Annotated in this window: 16 protein-coding genes; 8 read left to right on the top strand and 8 right to left on the bottom strand. The window is 63.4% G+C overall.

Annotated elements, in window-relative coordinates:
* Nucleotides 1-60 precede the first annotated feature (60 nt).
* Nucleotides 61-471 (top strand): DUF2794 domain-containing protein, encoded by a 411-nt coding sequence (locus AU381_RS14480; RefSeq protein WP_082910044.1) that lies wholly within the window; start codon nucleotides 61-63, stop codon nucleotides 469-471.
* A gap of 197 nt (nucleotides 472-668) precedes the next feature.
* Here AU381_RS14480 and AU381_RS14475 read toward each other — a convergent pair whose 3' ends face one another.
* From AU381_RS14475 to AU381_RS14460, 4 genes are all read right to left on the bottom strand, one after another.
* Nucleotides 669-1,226 (bottom strand): GNAT family N-acetyltransferase, encoded by a 558-nt coding sequence (locus AU381_RS14475; protein WP_064242449.1) that lies wholly within the window; start codon nucleotides 1,224-1,226, stop codon nucleotides 669-671.
* A 115-nt stretch (nucleotides 1,227-1,341) separates the two neighbouring features.
* Nucleotides 1,342-2,079: a Bax inhibitor-1/YccA family protein gene (locus AU381_RS14470; protein WP_064242448.1), complete on the bottom strand. Its 738-nt coding sequence runs from the start codon at nucleotides 2,077-2,079 to the stop codon at nucleotides 1,342-1,344.
* Between the two features lie 209 nt (nucleotides 2,080-2,288).
* Nucleotides 2,289-4,844 (bottom strand): ABC transporter permease, encoded by a 2,556-nt coding sequence (locus AU381_RS14465; protein ID WP_064242447.1) that lies wholly within the window; start codon nucleotides 4,842-4,844, stop codon nucleotides 2,289-2,291.
* Nucleotides 4,841-5,566: an ABC transporter ATP-binding protein gene (locus tag AU381_RS14460; protein WP_064242446.1), complete on the bottom strand. Its 726-nt coding sequence runs from the start codon at nucleotides 5,564-5,566 to the stop codon at nucleotides 4,841-4,843. Before AU381_RS14460 ends, AU381_RS14465 begins: the two co-directional genes overlap by 4 nt.
* Before the next feature lie 69 nt (nucleotides 5,567-5,635).
* Between AU381_RS14460 and AU381_RS14455 the strand changes: the two genes are divergently transcribed.
* Both AU381_RS14455 and thpR read left to right on the top strand, forming a co-directional pair.
* Nucleotides 5,636-6,277 (top strand): arylesterase, encoded by a 642-nt coding sequence (locus AU381_RS14455; RefSeq protein ID WP_064242445.1) that lies wholly within the window; start codon nucleotides 5,636-5,638, stop codon nucleotides 6,275-6,277.
* Between the two features lie 112 nt (nucleotides 6,278-6,389).
* Nucleotides 6,390-6,977 (top strand): RNA 2',3'-cyclic phosphodiesterase, encoded by a 588-nt coding sequence (thpR, locus tag AU381_RS14450; protein WP_064242444.1) that lies wholly within the window; start codon nucleotides 6,390-6,392, stop codon nucleotides 6,975-6,977.
* On the opposite strand, the gene AU381_RS14445 is transcribed toward thpR, so the two are convergent.
* A complete protein-coding gene (locus AU381_RS14445) occupies nucleotides 6,917-7,390 on the bottom strand; it encodes a low molecular weight protein-tyrosine-phosphatase (protein ID WP_064242443.1) in 474 nt (157 codons plus the stop codon). The two genes, thpR and AU381_RS14445, sit on opposite strands and share 61 nt — an antisense overlap.
* Before the next feature lie 98 nt (nucleotides 7,391-7,488).
* Here AU381_RS14445 and AU381_RS14440 point away from each other — a divergent pair, with 98 nt between their 5' ends.
* From AU381_RS14440 to rlmN, 4 genes are all read left to right on the top strand, one after another.
* The gene (locus AU381_RS14440; RefSeq protein WP_064242442.1) at nucleotides 7,489-7,806 is read left to right on the top strand and encodes a 4a-hydroxytetrahydrobiopterin dehydratase; all 318 of its coding nucleotides are present in this window, start codon (nucleotides 7,489-7,491) and stop codon (nucleotides 7,804-7,806) included.
* 62 nt (nucleotides 7,807-7,868) lie between these two features.
* Complete coding sequence (locus tag AU381_RS14435; protein ID WP_064242441.1) at nucleotides 7,869-8,246, top strand: YkvA family protein; 378 nt, start codon at nucleotides 7,869-7,871, stop codon at nucleotides 8,244-8,246.
* A 457-nt stretch (nucleotides 8,247-8,703) separates the two neighbouring features.
* Nucleotides 8,704-9,207 carry an invasion associated locus B family protein gene (locus tag AU381_RS14430; protein ID WP_064242440.1) on the top strand — a complete coding sequence of 168 codons (504 nt, stop codon included), beginning with the start codon at nucleotides 8,704-8,706 and terminating at the stop codon, nucleotides 9,205-9,207.
* Nucleotides 9,208-9,596: 389 nt separating this feature from the next.
* On the top strand, nucleotides 9,597-10,781 hold the full coding sequence (gene rlmN, locus AU381_RS14425) for a dual-specificity RNA methyltransferase RlmN (RefSeq protein WP_425288622.1): 1,185 nt from the start codon (nucleotides 9,597-9,599) through the stop codon (nucleotides 10,779-10,781).
* Between the two features lie 204 nt (nucleotides 10,782-10,985).
* Here rlmN and AU381_RS14420 read toward each other — a convergent pair whose 3' ends face one another.
* Nucleotides 10,986-11,627, bottom strand: a complete 642-nt coding sequence (locus AU381_RS14420) for a LysE family translocator (RefSeq protein ID WP_064242438.1) — start codon at nucleotides 11,625-11,627, stop codon at nucleotides 10,986-10,988.
* 168 nt (nucleotides 11,628-11,795) lie between these two features.
* On the opposite strand from AU381_RS14420, the gene AU381_RS14415 reads away from it, so the two are divergent.
* Nucleotides 11,796-13,013 carry an argininosuccinate synthase gene (locus AU381_RS14415; protein ID WP_064242437.1) on the top strand — a complete coding sequence of 406 codons (1,218 nt, stop codon included), beginning with the start codon at nucleotides 11,796-11,798 and terminating at the stop codon, nucleotides 13,011-13,013.
* Nucleotides 13,014-13,391: 378 nt separating this feature from the next.
* Here AU381_RS14415 and AU381_RS14410 read toward each other — a convergent pair whose 3' ends face one another.
* Both AU381_RS14410 and AU381_RS14405 read right to left on the bottom strand, forming a co-directional pair.
* Nucleotides 13,392-14,630 carry a multidrug effflux MFS transporter gene (locus AU381_RS14410; RefSeq protein WP_064242436.1) on the bottom strand — a complete coding sequence of 413 codons (1,239 nt, stop codon included), beginning with the start codon at nucleotides 14,628-14,630 and terminating at the stop codon, nucleotides 13,392-13,394.
* Entirely contained in the window at nucleotides 14,627-15,106 is a 480-nt protein-coding gene (locus AU381_RS14405; protein ID WP_064242435.1) for a MarR family winged helix-turn-helix transcriptional regulator, read from the bottom strand. The genes AU381_RS14410 and AU381_RS14405 overlap by 4 nt, the downstream gene beginning before the upstream one ends.

Raw genomic sequence — 15,106 nt, 5'->3', positions numbered from 1 at the left:
GCTTGCATTTCGTCTCTCGTCAGGCACACTGTCATGGTCCTGTCACATCAGAAGGCCGAAATGCCGATGACCGATCAATCGGATTTGCCGGAGGGCGAAGCGCGTCACCAGGGCCAGACCACATCGAGTGTGGTCGTCGATTTCCACGAATACAAGCAAGCCAAAAATCCCCCTCCCGTCACCTTCCACCGCCGTGAGCTGGACCTGATTCTCAGGCTGTATGGCCGCATGGTCGGCGAGGGCGAATGGCGCGACTACGCGATCGACCACCTGAGGGACCGTGCCGTTTTCTCGGTGTTCAAGCGCGCCGGTGAAGTCCCGCTCTTCCGGATCGAAAAGAACCCCAAGCTCGCCGCCAAGCAGGGCGCCTACAGCGTGCTCAACGCCCACGGCACGATTTTGAAGCGCGGCCACGAACTCACCCAGGTCCTCAAGGTTTTCGACAAGGTGCTGAAGCTCGTCGAAACGTGAGGTTTGAATTTTCGCCGGGGGCTGCCCCTCATCCGCCTGCCGGCACCTTCTCCCCGCCCGCGGGGAGAAGGGACTTGCCGCAACGTCTCAGCCCGGCGCGGTTGCGCCGCAGGCGGGAAGAAGGGCGATGCCGCGCTCAAGTCCCCTCTCCCCGCTTTCGGGGAAAGGGCTAGGGTGAGGGGCAAGATCGCCCGAAATCAGCTGCGATAGAGCGTATCCGGATATATGCCCTCGGCGGGCAGGGTGGCCGTTCCCTCGCCGAGCGGCCGCTGCATGATCGCGGTATCCAGCCAGCGTCCATGCTTGAAGCCGGTTGCCTTCATCAGCCCCTGATGCTCGAAGCCGACCGCGCGATGCACCGCGATCGAGGACGGATGGGCGCCGCCGATCACTGCCACCATCTGGCGGAACCCGAGCTTTGTGCAACGCCTGACGAGTTCCTCGAGCAGCGCCCTGCCGATACCCTGGCCGCGCGATTCCGGCGCCAGATAGATGGAGTCCTCCACCAGGAAACGATAGGCCGCCCGGGTGCGGAAAGCGAAAGCATAGGCGTAGCCGAGCACATCGCCCCGCTCGTCCGCTGCGACGATATAGGGATAGCCGTTGCCGGTGATCGTCGAAAAGCGCAGCGCCATCTCCGCCTCGGAGGGCGGCGCCACCTCATAGGTGGCGACCCCGTTGAGAACGGATTCGCGGTAGATCTCGGTGATCGCAGGAAGATCGGCAGCGACGGCGTCGCGAAGCGTGAAAGTCATGGGAGTTGTCGTCGTTACGATTACCGCAGCATTCGCATGAAGCGGCCGGATCGATCAAGATTTGGCGCAACAAAAAAGGCGGCCGGAGCCGCCTTCTTCGTCAATTCAATACCGACTACTCGTTCTTGTTGCCCAGGAACTGCAGCAGGAACATGAACAGGTTGATGAAGTCGAGGTAGAGCGTCAGCGCGCCCATGATGGCCTTGCGGCCGGCAACCGCGACGTCATCGGCCTCGTAGTACATTTCCTTGATCTTCTGCGTGTCGTAGGCGGTCAGGCCGGCAAAGACCAGAACGCCGATCACCGAAATCGCGAAGCCGAGCGCCGACGAGGCAAGGAAGATGTTGACGATCGACGCGATGATCAGGCCGAAGAGGCCCATGATCAGGAACGTGCCGAAGCCCGACAGATCCTTCTTCGTCGTGTAGCCGTAGAGCGAGAGCGCCCCGAACGAGGCGGCCGTCACGAAGAACGTCTGCACGATGCTCTGCCCGGTGAAGACCAGGAAGATCGAGGACAACGAAAGGCCCATCAGCGCTGCGTAGATCCAGAACGTCGTCTGGGCGGCGGATACGCTCATGGAGTTGATGCGGAAGCTCATGAAGAAGACCAGCGCGAGCGGCGCCAGCATCACGACCCACTTCAGCGGCGAGGCGTAGATGAGCTGGGCGAATGCCGGATTGGAGACGGCAAGCGCATAGGTCCCGTAAGCTGCCACGCCGGTGATCGCCAGCCCCAGGGCCATCAGGTTGTAGACCTTCAGCATGTATGCGCGAAGGCCTTCATCGATCACGGCACCCGCCTGAGCGCCGGCGGGCGACATTCGGGTTTGGTAGTTTCTCAGATCAGCCATTGTTTCCTCTTTAAGCCCCGGTTGGAATTACGGTGTCGGGCGGCAAGTGTCTGAACTTTCAACGCCCAGGCGCCGCTGCGGGGCTCCAGCATGCCTGGGGACAAATATGATGGTGAAAGCCGCGCTGCACAAGACCTAGCCTCTCCGGATTCGCGCGATTCCGGGCGTTTGAGCGATCAAACAAGGGTGATTTACGGTTAATCGCGCAGCTACAGCTCGCGTAGCACCGGAGCGGCCTTCTGCCCGAGGATGCGCCAGGTCCCGGCAAGGCCGATGCCGACGGTGACGACGAGGGCGACGGCGATGGTGCCGACGGCGACGTCCGGCAGGAAGCTCGAGGGCAGCGTCATGATGCGGCTGACGACGAACCAGGCAGCCACCCCGCCGGCCAGCAGCGCGAAAACGGCGGTGGCGAGGCCGAGAATGAAATATTCGTAGCTGAAGGCGCGGATCAGCGTTCCCCGCGTGGCGCCGAGGGTCTTCAGAACCACCGCGTCATGGATGCGCGCCCGGTTTCCGGCGGCAAGCGCCCCGGCGAGGACCAGCACCGAGGCGATCAGCGCCACGGCGGCGGCGGCGCGGATCGCCGTCGCGAGCTGCCCGAGCAGCGTGTTGACGATGTCGAGCGCGTCCTTGACGCGGACGCTGGTGATTGTCGGATAGGTATTGGTGACGGATTTCAGCACCGCCGCCTCCTGAGCCACCGTGGCATCCGGATCGATGATCGTCGCCAGCCAGGCATGCGGCGCCCCGACGAAGGCGTTGGGCGAGAAGACCATGACGAAGTTGATCGACAGCGATTCCCATTCGACATTGCGGAAATTGGCGATGCGGGCGGTGATGTTGCGGCCGAGCACGTTGACCGTGACCGTGTCGCCGAGCTTCAGGCCAAGCTCGCCGGCTTCCTCTGCCGAGAAGGAAACGAGCGGCTCGCCGCTGTAATCGGCGGGCCACCAGGCGCCTGCGGTGAGCGTCGAATTCTCCGGCTTGTTCTTCGCATAGGTGATGCCGCGGTCGCCGCGCAAGACCCATTGCCCGCTGGGCGGCACGGTGCGGCTGTTCACGTCCTCGCCGTTGAGCGCGACGATGCGGCCGCGCAGCATCGGCACCTCGACGATCTTGCCGTGCGGCATCGCCTCGCCGAGCAACGATCGGAAGCCGTCGATCTCGTGGCCCTGTATGTCGACGAAGAAGAAATTGGGGGCGCGCTCCGACATGCTGCCGGTCAGCTCGCGCCGCAGATTACCGTCGATCAGCGCCAGCGTGACCAGAAGCGCGAGGCCGAGCCCGAGCGACAGGACCACCGACGGGGTCAGCGCGCCGGGCCGATGGATATTGCCGATCGCCAGCCGGAGGGCCGGCGAATGGACGCGCGGGCTGCGCCGCGCCAGCCAACCGATGAGGAAGGCCACGGCGCGCAGTACGATGAAGGCAAAGGCGATGGCGCCGAGAAAGATCAGCGAGATGTAGCGGTCATAGGCCGTCCAGACGGCGAGGCCGGCGAGCGCCGCAAGGCAGATCAGGGCACCCGCGAGATAGGGCCAGGCCGGAAAGCCGCTCGGCTCGAACCCCTGCTGGCGAAAAAGCGCGGTGGCCGGGACGCGGCGTGCCCGGCCGAGCGGCAGGACGGCAAAGCCAAGCGCCGTCAGGAGGCCGAAGAGCGCTGCGAGGCCGAGTGCCGAGGGATAGAGCTCGAAGGCGGTCGAAACCGGCAGCACATCGGCCAGGAACTGAGCGGCCACGAACGGGATCAAGGCACCGATGACGAGGCCGACGGCGATACCGATCGACGCGATCATCAGGATCTGCGCCAGGTAGATCGTCGCCACCAGCGACGCCGGCGCGCCGAGGCACTTGAAGGTGGCGATGACGCCGCGCTTGCCATCAAGGTAGGATCGCACCGCATTGCCGACGCCGACGCCGCCGACGATCAGCGCCGTCAGCCCGACGAGCGTCAGGAACTGCGAAAAGCGGGTGATGTTGGCGTTGAGCGACGGGGCGGCATTGCTGCTGGTGCGGATCGACCAGCCGGCCGAGGGAAAGCGGGCCTGCGCTTCTGTCCGGATCGAGGCGACACGTGACGGTTCGGCGAGCCTGATCTTGTAGCTGTGCTCGACGAGGCTGCCGGTCTGCACCAGGCCGGAAGCGGCGAGCGCCTCGGCCGACACCATCAGCCGCGGCGCGAAGCCGAAACCGTCGGAGAGCGCATCGGGCTCGCGGATGATCGTGGCATTGACACGGATCCGCGCGTTGCCGAGCAGGATCTCGGCGCCCGGGGCGACGCCGAGCCGCTCGAGGAGCAGCGGCGCGGCGACGGCGCCGTAGACGTCGCCCTGCTTGGCAAACAGGTCGGCGAGCGGCTTTGCCGGCTCGCTCTCAAGAACGCCGTAAAGCGGATAGGCGCCGTCGACGGCCTTCAGTTCCACCAGCGCCTGGTTCGATCCGTCCGGGAGCCGTGCCATGGAGCGCAGCCCCGCCGACGCCGAAACACGGCCGAGGCCTTCTAGGAAGGCGCGCTCTTCAGGCGTCGCGACGCGGTTGTTGAGCTCGAAGCGAATATCTCCGGCAAGGATTTCCTGCCCTTGCGAAGCGATCGTCGCACTGATCGACTGCGACAGCGAGTTGATGCCGGCAATCGCCGCCGTGCCGAGCGCGATGCAGGCGAGAAAGATATAGAAGCCCCGCAAGCCCCCGCGCATCTCCCGGAGCGCCAGGCGCAGGGCGAGAAACGGGCGAAGGCGGCGGATGGCTGAGGCCGCGCTCATGCGGATGCGGCTTCCTGGCGAGCCGGTTCGGCCAGAGGCGCGGTCTCGGCGCCGGAGACGATCTCGCCCGAGCGGACCCGCACCTGCCGGGAGCAGCGCCCGGCAAGCGCGGCATCATGGGTGACGAGAATGAGCGTCATGCCGCGCTCGCGCTGTTCTGCAAAGAGCAGATCGGCGATCTGCCGGCCCGTCTCGGCGTCGAGATTGCCGGTCGGCTCGTCGGCGATCAGGAGTTTCGGCGACGGCGCCAGCGCCCTGGCGATCGCCACGCGCTGCTGCTCGCCGCCGGAAAGCTGCCCCGGATAATGCGTCAGCCGTTCGCCGAGCCCGACGGCGACGAGCTCCCGGCGCGCGACCTCGAAGGCGTTGCGGACATTGGCAAGCTCAAGCGGCACCGCGACGTTTTCGAGCGCGGTCATGTTGGGGATAAGATGAAAGGACTGGAAGACGATGCCGATGTTGCGGCCGCGGAAATCTGCGATCTCGTCCTCGCTCATGTGATGAAGCGCCGTGCCGTCGATGACGATCTCGCCGCCGTCGAGCCGCTCCAGGCCGGCCATGACCATCAGCAGGGTCGACTTTCCCGAACCGGACGGCCCGACGATGCCGACGGATTCGCCGGCATTGACAGTCAGGCTCACGCCCTTCAGCACATGCACCGAGGCCGCCGCCTCTCCAAGGGTCAGGTCCGCATTTTTCAGTTCGATGATGGTTTTTGCCACGCGGAACGATCCTATATGAAAGATAATCGAATGACGAAAAAGATTGCGTGCCGATTTAGGAACGAACTTATGCGATTGAAAGATTTTCTCCTGTTTTTCTTCAGCCTCGCAATGACAATCGCGTTATCGACCCCAAGCCGCGCCGAAAGCATGAGCCTCGTCGGCTTCGGCGACAGCCTGATGGCCGGTTACCAGCTTCCGCCGGAGGATGCCTTTCCCGCCCGGCTCGAAAAGGCACTCAAGGATAAGGGCATCGATGTCGCGATCGCCAATGCCGGCGTTTCGGGCGATACGACCTCGGGCGGCCTCGCCCGCATTGACTGGTCGGTACCGGACGGGACGAAGGGGGTGATCCTGGAGCTCGGCGCCAATGACGCGCTGCGTGGCATCCCGCCCGAGGAAACCCGGAAGAACCTGGAAGCGATGATCGCGCGGCTCAAGGGGCGCGGGGTCGCCGTCCTGCTCGTAGGCATGATGGCGCCGCCCAACATGGGTGCCGAATACGCGGCACGGTTCAATTCCATCTATTCCGACCTTGCGAGGGAACAGAATCTCGCCTTCTACCCTTTCTTCCTCGACGGAGTCGTAACCAAAGCGGAACTGCAACTCGAAGACGGCATGCACCCGAACAGCCAGGGCATTGCCGTGATGGTGGAGCGCATCCTTCCGGCAGCCGAGCAATTCGTCAAAACGCTTCAGAAAGGAGACTGACGGACATCCACAATTAAGCAGACGTTAACTTCCGGACTTGTCAAATAATGGTTGCGCGCAGAGTCGATGCGTGATTCGCTAAGACATCTGCAAGAGATTCGGGGAGCTCGCCATGCCGAGACTATTCACCGCCCTCGAAATTCCGCGAAATGCAGCAATGAGTCTTTCACTGCTGCGCGGAGGTCTTCCCGGAGCTCGATGGATCGATGTGGAGAACTACCACATTACCCTGCGCTTCATCGGCGACGTCGACTGGCGCACCGCCAATGAGATCATCGACGGGCTCGACCGCATCGAACGGCCGGAATTCCAGCTGCAACTGACGGGTACCGGCGCCTTCGGCTCGAAGAAGCCGCATTCGGTCTGGGCCGGCGTCAGCAACAACCCGGACATGTATGCCCTCCAGGCCGAGATCGAACGCATCTGCCAGCGCCTCGGCCTGCCGCCGGATCCGCGCAAGTTCACGCCGCACGTGACGCTGGCGCGACTACGCGCCTCACGTGTCGACGACGTTGTCGAATATCTTTCAGGGCGCGGCAATTTCATCACCGCGCCCTTTATCGTTCCGCGCTTCGTTCTGCTGTCCTCGCGCGACTCGGTCGGCGGTGGGCCCTATCTGACGGAAGAGGTCTTCCCGCTTCATGAAGGGCGTTCGAGCTTGGCGAGCAGCGAGGAGCATCCGGCTTCAAGCGTCTGGTAAAGCGCCTCGAACGCATCCGCCGTCTCGTAATAGGGATCCGGAACGTCAAGGTTCCGGCCTGTTGCGAACTTCATGAACAGATGCACCTTGTGGGCTGTTGCCGGCGAGGCGAGCCTGCGCAGCTCGACGACGTTGCGTCTATCCATGCCGAGGATCAAGTCGAATGCGGCAAAGTCTGCCGCGGCGATCCGGCGGCCGCGCAGATCCGTAATGTCGATGCCGTGGGCCTTAGCGACGGCGATCGAGCGCCGGTCGGGCAGATGGCCGATGTGCCATGCCCCGATGCCGGCGGAATCGACCGAGACCACCTCGCCATGGCCCGCGCGGCTCGCAAGTTCACGCATGACGCCCTCGGCCAGCGGCGATCGGCAAATGTTGCCGAGACAAACGAAGAGAATTCTGACCGGTTCCATGTTATCCATTGGGCATTTGGAGGGCCAACCGCTCGTTCGCCGAGTCATGGTTAGACTGCGAGTCATGGCTAGACTGAAAAAGGCAGGGAGAAAAGCGCATGAGACCCGAAAAGCTCGATGCCGAAGCCATCGCTGAATATCTGCACAGGATGGAGGGCTGGGTTCTCGCCGAGGACGGCGCCTCCATCTGGAAGGCGTTTCGCTTCCGGAATTTTGCCGAAGCCTTCAGCTTCATGACGCAATGCGCGCTCGCCGCCGAGAAGCTCAACCACCACCCCGAGTGGTTCAACGTCTACAACAAGGTGGATATCACTCTATCGACGCATGACGTCGGTGGGCTAACCGAACTCGATTTCAAGCTGGCGGCGAAAATGGACCGGGCTGCCGCCGGCCGGATGCCGGATCATATGAAATAACGCCATTTGAAATAGCGCCTGCCATGCCCATATCAGACGCAGCGCAAAGCGGAACGGACGCGATGGACGATATCAAGATCGGTGAGATTCTCCTTCCCGGCGAGGAATCCGAACAGGAGCGCCGCGAGCGCAAGGTGCGCCGCGGGTTCTGGCCGACCTTCCGCCGGGCGGTCCGCCAGATCCCCTTCAGCCGCGATCTCGTCGCCGCCTATTATTGCGCAGTGGACCCGCAGACGCCGACGCGCACCCGCGGCATATTGCTCGCCGCGCTCGCCTATTTCGTCCTGCCGCTCGATTTCGTGCCCGACGTGCTCGCCGCCGTCGGCTTTTCCGACGACGTCGCCGTGCTGACAGCCGCCTTTGCGGCGATCAGCGGCCAGATCAAGGAAAGGCACTATCGCAGGGCCGACGAGACGATTGGCGACCGGCCCGACGAATAGCGCTGCCGCCACCCGCATGTTTCCTTTAAATCTTAGCCGCTTTAAGCATAAAAACATGCCGCAAATACAAAGTGCTACTACGTCGCCGCATTGCCGCCCGCAAAGACAAACTCTTGCCCGATTCTTTGTGACATAGATTCCGGAAACGTGACGGCTGTGGGCAAGAAGCAGCAGGACGGCGCGTCCGATGAGATTTGAGACAGGATGACCACCGGCCACGGCCTTCCAGTACCGACGTTCGACCTAACCGGCAGTTCCGCACACGAGATTACCGCACGCCCTGGAATGGCCATAGGTCGTATACGGGCTGCCCTCGGCGGGGCGCAGCCAGGACGATGCGGCGGTCGTTGACGGTTTGGTAACCTGAATTAAGTCAAAATAAATTCAAATCGTGACTATGCGTTGCCCGTGTAAGCCTGGTACGGGCGACCGCAAGCTAGGAAATCGGCAGGAACTCATGTTTGCAAGAAAGATCGCAACTGCAATCGCAATCGTACTGGCGGCAGCCGGCGTGGCTTTGGCGCAATCGCCGACGCGACTCCAGCAGTTCAATGCCTGGGGCGCCTATTCCTACCAGGCCGGCAGCGGCAAGGTCTGCTACGTGCTGTCGGTCCCGAAGGAGAAGAGCCCTGCCGGTGTCGACCACGGCGATATCTTCTTCCTCGTCTCGCAGCGCCCGGGGCAGAACATCAGCTATGAGCCGCAGGCGATGATGGGCTACCAGCTGCAGGACAATTCGAAGGTCAACGTCGTCATCGACGGGCGCACCTTCGTGATGTTCACCAAGGGCAATTCCGCCTGGGTGGAAAACGCCGCGGAAGAGCCGGCGCTGGTCGCCGCCATGAAATCGGGCAAGGACATGTCGGTCAATGCCAAGTCCCGCAAGGGCACGGCAACGTCCTACTCCTATTCGCTCTCCGGCATTTCGGCCGCCTTGAAGCAAATCGAGGCCTGCCAGTAAGCGGCGGCAGCCCGTTTGCGATCTGAAGGGCCGGCCGCTGCGCCGGCCTTTTTGCTTTCCGGTGAAGTGCTCATGGTGACTCGCAGCCGAAAGAATGCTAAAGCGCCGGCAAATTCAGAGCCCTGCGCCCCGTCGAGCGCGCACCGAGGCTCACTACAGCGCCGCGCGTCTTACCAGACGCGCAAAGGACGCTGTAGCACTTTAAATTGCTGCATGTTTTATCCTTAAATCGGGTGCGATTTAAGGAAACATGCAGGAGATTTCAATTCGAGCCGTTGGGACCTGATCCGGAAGCGTTCTCCGGACGCCCCTTCGCTGTACGACAGGACATCGAGAGCATGGCAGCCACCGAGATCTTGAACAGGGCGGACATCGTCAAGGCGCCGCAGATGCGGCTTCAACCGCAGACGGAAAAGCCGTCGCTGATCGGCCTGCTGCGCGAGGACATGGCCAAGCTCCTGGTCGAGAAAGGCGTGCCGGAGCGGCAGGTCAGGATGCGCGTCAGCCAGCTCTGGCACTGGCTTTATGTGCGCGGCGTCTCTGACTTCGACCAGATGTCGAACGTTTCGAAAGACATGCGTGAAATGCTCAAGGAGCATTTCACCGTGGCCCGGCCGGAAATCGTCGAGGAGCAGGTTTCGGGCGACGGCACCCGCAAATGGCTGTTGCGCTTTCCGCCGCGCGGCGCCGGACGGCCGGTGGAGATCGAAACCGTCTACATTCCCGAGGAAGGCCGCGGCACGCTCTGCATCTCGAGCCAGGTCGGCTGCACGCTCACCTGTTCCTTCTGTCACACCGGCACGCAGAAGCTGGTGCGCAACCTGACGGCCGAGGAAATCCTCTCGCAGCTTCTGCTCGCCCGCGACCGGCTCGGCGACTTTCCGGAGCGCGACACGCCGCAGGGCGCGATCGTGCCGGCCGAGGGCCGCAAGATCACCAACATCGTCATGATGGGCATGGGCGAGCCGCTCTACAATTTCGAGAACGTCAAGACGGCGCTGTTGATCGCCTCGGACGGCGACGGGCTGTCGCTGTCGAAGCGACGCATCACATTGTCGACTTCCGGCATCGTTCCGGAGATCTACCGCACGGGCGAGGAAATCGGCGTCATGCTGGCGATCTCGCTGCATGCCGTGAATGACGAATTGCGGGACATGCTGGTGCCGATCAACAAGAAGTATCCGCTGAAGCAGCTGATGGAGGCCTGCCGCGCCTATCCGGGGCTTTCCAATGCGCGCCGCATCACCTTCGAATATGTCATGCTGAAGGACGTCAACGACAGCCTGGAAGATGCCAAGGAACTGGTGAAGCTCTTGAAGGGCATTCCGGCGAAGATCAATTTGATTCCCTTCAATCCCTGGCCAGGTACGAACTACCAGTGCTCGGACTGGGAGCAGATCGAGGCCTTCGCCGATTTCATCAACCAGGCCGGCTATGCATCGCCGATCCGCACCCCGCGCGGCCGCGACATCCTGGCCGCCTGCGGCCAGCTCAAGTCGGAATCGGAGCGCATGCGCAAGGTCGACCGCCTCGCCTTCGAGGCGATGATGATCGCCAATCACGGTGAGGATTGAGGGAGCGTTTGCCCCTCATCACGCTGCCGCGACCTTCTCCCCGCAGGCGGGAAGGGGTATGCCGCAATGGCAGCGCTCCAATTTGCGCCTTGAAGTACAGCCTGCCGTAGAGATGGGGACGGGGAGCGCGCCGCTTGTCTCTTCGCCCCGCCTGCGGGGAGAAGATGCCGGCAGGCAGATGAGGGGCACCCCGCCGGACTTGTCTCACCGCGCCTGCGTCAGAAAAATCTTCACCGCGAAAATGGAAAACACGCCGGCGAAGCTGTAGTCGATCGCCCGCATAACCCGCTTGTTGCGCTGCAGCCATGCCGCCAGCCAGTCGGCGGCGAGCACCACCAGTGCGTTGACCGGCATGCCGATGGCGATGAAGAAGAAGCCGAGGAACAGGAGCTTGCCGGTCACCGCCGGATCGTCGGCGCTGACGAATTGCGGCAGGAAGGTCATGAAGAAAATCACGACCTTCGGGTTGAGGATGTTGACCGAGAAGCCAGTCGCGATGTTCGAAAGAGCCGAGCCCTTCGCCTCCGTGACCTTCGTCACCGATAGGCTGGAGCCGTAGCGGATCGCCTGGATCGCCAGCCACAGGAGATAGGCGGCGCCGCCCGTCTTCAGGACCAGGAAGGCGGCCGGCGAGGCGGTGATCAGCGCCGAAATGCCGAAGGCGACCAGCAGCGTATGGACGACGATGCCAAGCCCGGTGCCGACCACGACGAAGAGGGCCGCCTTCTTGCCCTGCGCCAGCGCCCGGCTGATGGATAGCGTCATGTCGGGTCCGGGCGTTGCCGCGAGAAGCAGGCTCGCGGCGGCAAAGGCGAAGAGGGTCGGCAGGCTGGGCACGAAGTCCATGGCTATTCCTCAGGCGGCTGGTCTTTGCTGATACCGAAGCCTACCCGCTTTTGCCAGCAGATTCGTCCGAATGCCGCTGGTTCCGCTTGTATCGCTTCGAGTTCTGGCTAAAGTGCCGCAGATTTTGCACGGCGGCATCGCCGCCCCCGAAAAGCACGGACAGATATCATGGCATCGCACAAAGACGTGAAGAAGGTCGTTCTCGCCTATTCCGGCGGTCTCGACACCTCGATCATCCTCAAGTGGCTGCAGACGGAGCTGGGCGCCGAAGTGGTGACCTTCACCGCCGACCTCGGCCAGGGCGAGGAGCTGGAGCCGGCCCGCAAGAAGGCCGAGATGCTCGGCATCAAGGAAATCTACATCGAGGACGTGCGCGAAGAATTCGTGCGTGACTTCGTCTTCCCGATGTTTCGCGCCAATGCGGTCTATGAAGGCGTCTACCTGCTCGGCACTTCTATCGCCCGCCCGCTGATCTCCAAGCACCTGATCGACATCGCCCGGAAAACCGGCGCCGACGCGATCGCCCATGGGGCGACCGGCAAGGGTAACGACCAGGTCCGCTTCGAACTCTCGGCCTATGCGCTGAACCCCGACATCAAGATCATCGCCCCCTGGCGCGACTGGTCGTTCAAGAGCCGGACCGACCTGCTCGAATTCGCCGAGAAGCACCAGATCCCGGTCGCCAAGGACAAGAAGGGCGAGGCACCCTTCTCCGTCGACGCCAACCTGCTGCACTCCTCGTCGGAAGGCAAGGTGCTGGAGGACCCGGCCCAGCAGGCGCCGGAATACGTCCATATGCGCACTATTTCGCCGGAGGCGGCCCCCGACCAGGCGACCGTCATCAAGGTCGGCTTCGAGCGCGGCGATGCCGTCTCGATCGACGGCGTGCGCCTGTCGCCCGCGACGCTGCTTGCCAAGCTCAATGAATACGGTCGCGACAACGGTATTGGACGCCTCGACCTCGTCGAGAACCGCTTCGTCGGCATGAAGTCGCGCGGCGTCTACGAGACCCCCGGCGGCACCATCCTTCTCGCCGCCCACCGCGCCATCGAGAGCATCACGCTCGACCGCGGCGCTGCGCACCTCAAGGACGAGTTGATGCCGCGCTATGCCGAGCTCATCTACTACGGCTTCTGGTTCTCGCCGGAGCGCGAGATGCTGCAGGCGGCGATCGACAGGAGCCAGGAGCATGTGGAAGGCGAAGTGACGCTGAAGCTCTACAAGGGCAACGTCATGGTCATCGGCCGCGAGAGCCCGAAATCGCTCTATTCGGACAAGCTGGTCACCTTCGAGGACGACCAGGGCGCCTACGACCAGAAGGATGCCGCAGGATTCATCAAGCTCAACGCGCTGCGCCTGCGCACGCTCGCGGCGCGCAATCGTTAAGAGATCATTTTTTCGATGGAGCCGCGGCGGAGCGATCTGCCGCGGCTTTCGCTTGATTTGACGGACAAGCATTGGTTAGCGGGCGTCGACACCCCCCTCTGCCCTGCCGGGCATCTCCCCCGCAAGGGGGGAGATCGGCCAGCGTCGACGCTTTCCTGATCAACCGGTGCTGCAGAATGGGCAAGCATTTGCCGCACCTCCTCTCGCGCAGAGAGTCTGGATTTAACGCTGTCGGGACGGTGAAGCGTAGAGCTCGCGTCTTGCCGATCTCCCCCCTTGTGGGGGAGATGCCCGGCAGGGCAGAGGGGGGTGTCGACGCCCGAGACACGAATAACGCTGGGCGTTTGCGGGAACCGCGCATACTTTCGATCGCCCGCTCTACTCCGCCGCGTCGCGAAGCGGGGCTTCCACGGCGACCTGCGCAACGAGCGGCCGCAGCCGGACGGTCCGGCAATACCAGACATAGCTTGCTATGGAGATGACGCCGAAACCCGGGATGATCGTTCCGAGCGCCAGCGCCGGGGCGCCGACGAGGGCGGCCAGCGCACCGCCGAGGAGACCGGAGCCCATCTGGATGAAGCCCATCATTGCCGATGCCGTACCGGCGATATGCGGGAAGGGCGCCATCGCAGCCGTCATCATGTAGGGCATGACGAAGGCGATCCCGAAAGCGTAGATGCCGATCGGGATCATCACCGCGAGAAAGCTTGGTTGCAGCACATGCATCGCGAAGCCAAGGATGAGGCTCGCCAGGCCGATGAAAGCGAGGCCGGCCGGCACCAAGGCCTGCGGCGTGAAGCGCCGCATCAGGAGCCGCACGGTCACCGTGCCGGAAAAGAACAGGCCGGACTGCATCAGCATGCCGACACCGAACTCGGTCGGTGTCAGGCCGACCGCGCTGATCAGCACGAAGGGCAGCATGGTCGCCCAGGCATAGAGCGCGCCGACCGCGCCGGCGATCACCAGTGTCGAAGAGACGAAGCGGCCGTCTGTCAGCAGCTCGCGATAGGCGGCGAGGATTGGCTTGAGGTGCCCCTTGCTGCGGTCCGGTGTCACCGTCTCGGCCATGAAGAACTGCACGATAAAGCAGGCCATCAGCGCGAAGCCGACCATCAGGAAGAAGATCGACTGCCAGCCGAAAAGGCCGAGCGCGATGCCGCCGAGCGTCGGCGAGACCGCCGGACCGAGCGCCAGCATCATACCGATCATGTTCATGATGCGGGCAGCCGTAGTGCCGGTGAACTGGTCGCGGACGATGGCCCGGGCCACCGTCATGCCGACGGACGCGCCGATCCCCTGCACGAGCCGGCCTGCAAGCAGCACGGCGACGGATGGCGCAAAGGCCGCCATCAGGCTGCCGGCAAGATAGATCGCCATGAAGATCAGCGTCGCCGGGCGCCGGCCGATGACATCGGAGAGCGTGCCGGAGACGAGCTGGGCGAAGGCGAAGCCGCCGAAATAGAGCGACAGCGTCATCTTGATCGCCGCTTCGCTGGACGCGAAGGCGCGGACGAGCTCCGGCATGGCCGGCGTATAGAGCGCCATGGAAACGGGGCCGAGCGCCACCAGGAAGGCGCCGATGATGCTCGTGCGCCGTTCGCTCATCCGGAGCGTCATGCCACCGTCCCCTTCTCCTTGCCGGCAAGACAAGGATCGAGGCGCCGAAGATTGTCACGCAGGATGCGAAGATTGGCGCGCAGCAGTTCCCGGCCCTCCTCGTCGAGGCCTTCGGTATAGGCGTTCATCATCTCGCGCAGGCCGACCATCAGCTCGGCAAGCAGCGGATCGGCCCTGTCGGTGATGACGACATTCTTGGCCCGCCGGTCGGCCGGGTCAGGCACGCGCGCGACGAGCCCGAGCGCTTCGAGGCGATCGAGATAAGCCGATAGCGTCATCGGTTCGATCCCCATGCGCGTGGCGATTTCCGCCTGCTTGATGCCCTCGGTCACGGCCACCTGGATCAGCGCGCGCGCCTCTCCGGGCGTGATCCCGAGCGCCATCGCATTGACCTTGCGGTCGAAGGCACCGCGCAGCAGGCGCGAGACATCGGTGAGCAGCAATCCGATCGTGTCGGATTCGAGTTTTCTGGGCAT

Source organism: Sinorhizobium glycinis, assembly GCF_001651865.1.
Lineage (GTDB): Bacteria > Pseudomonadota > Alphaproteobacteria > Rhizobiales > Rhizobiaceae > Sinorhizobium > Sinorhizobium glycinis.
The sequence above is the reverse complement of the archived record's forward strand: the minus strand, read 5'-3'. Positions and strand labels throughout refer to the sequence as shown.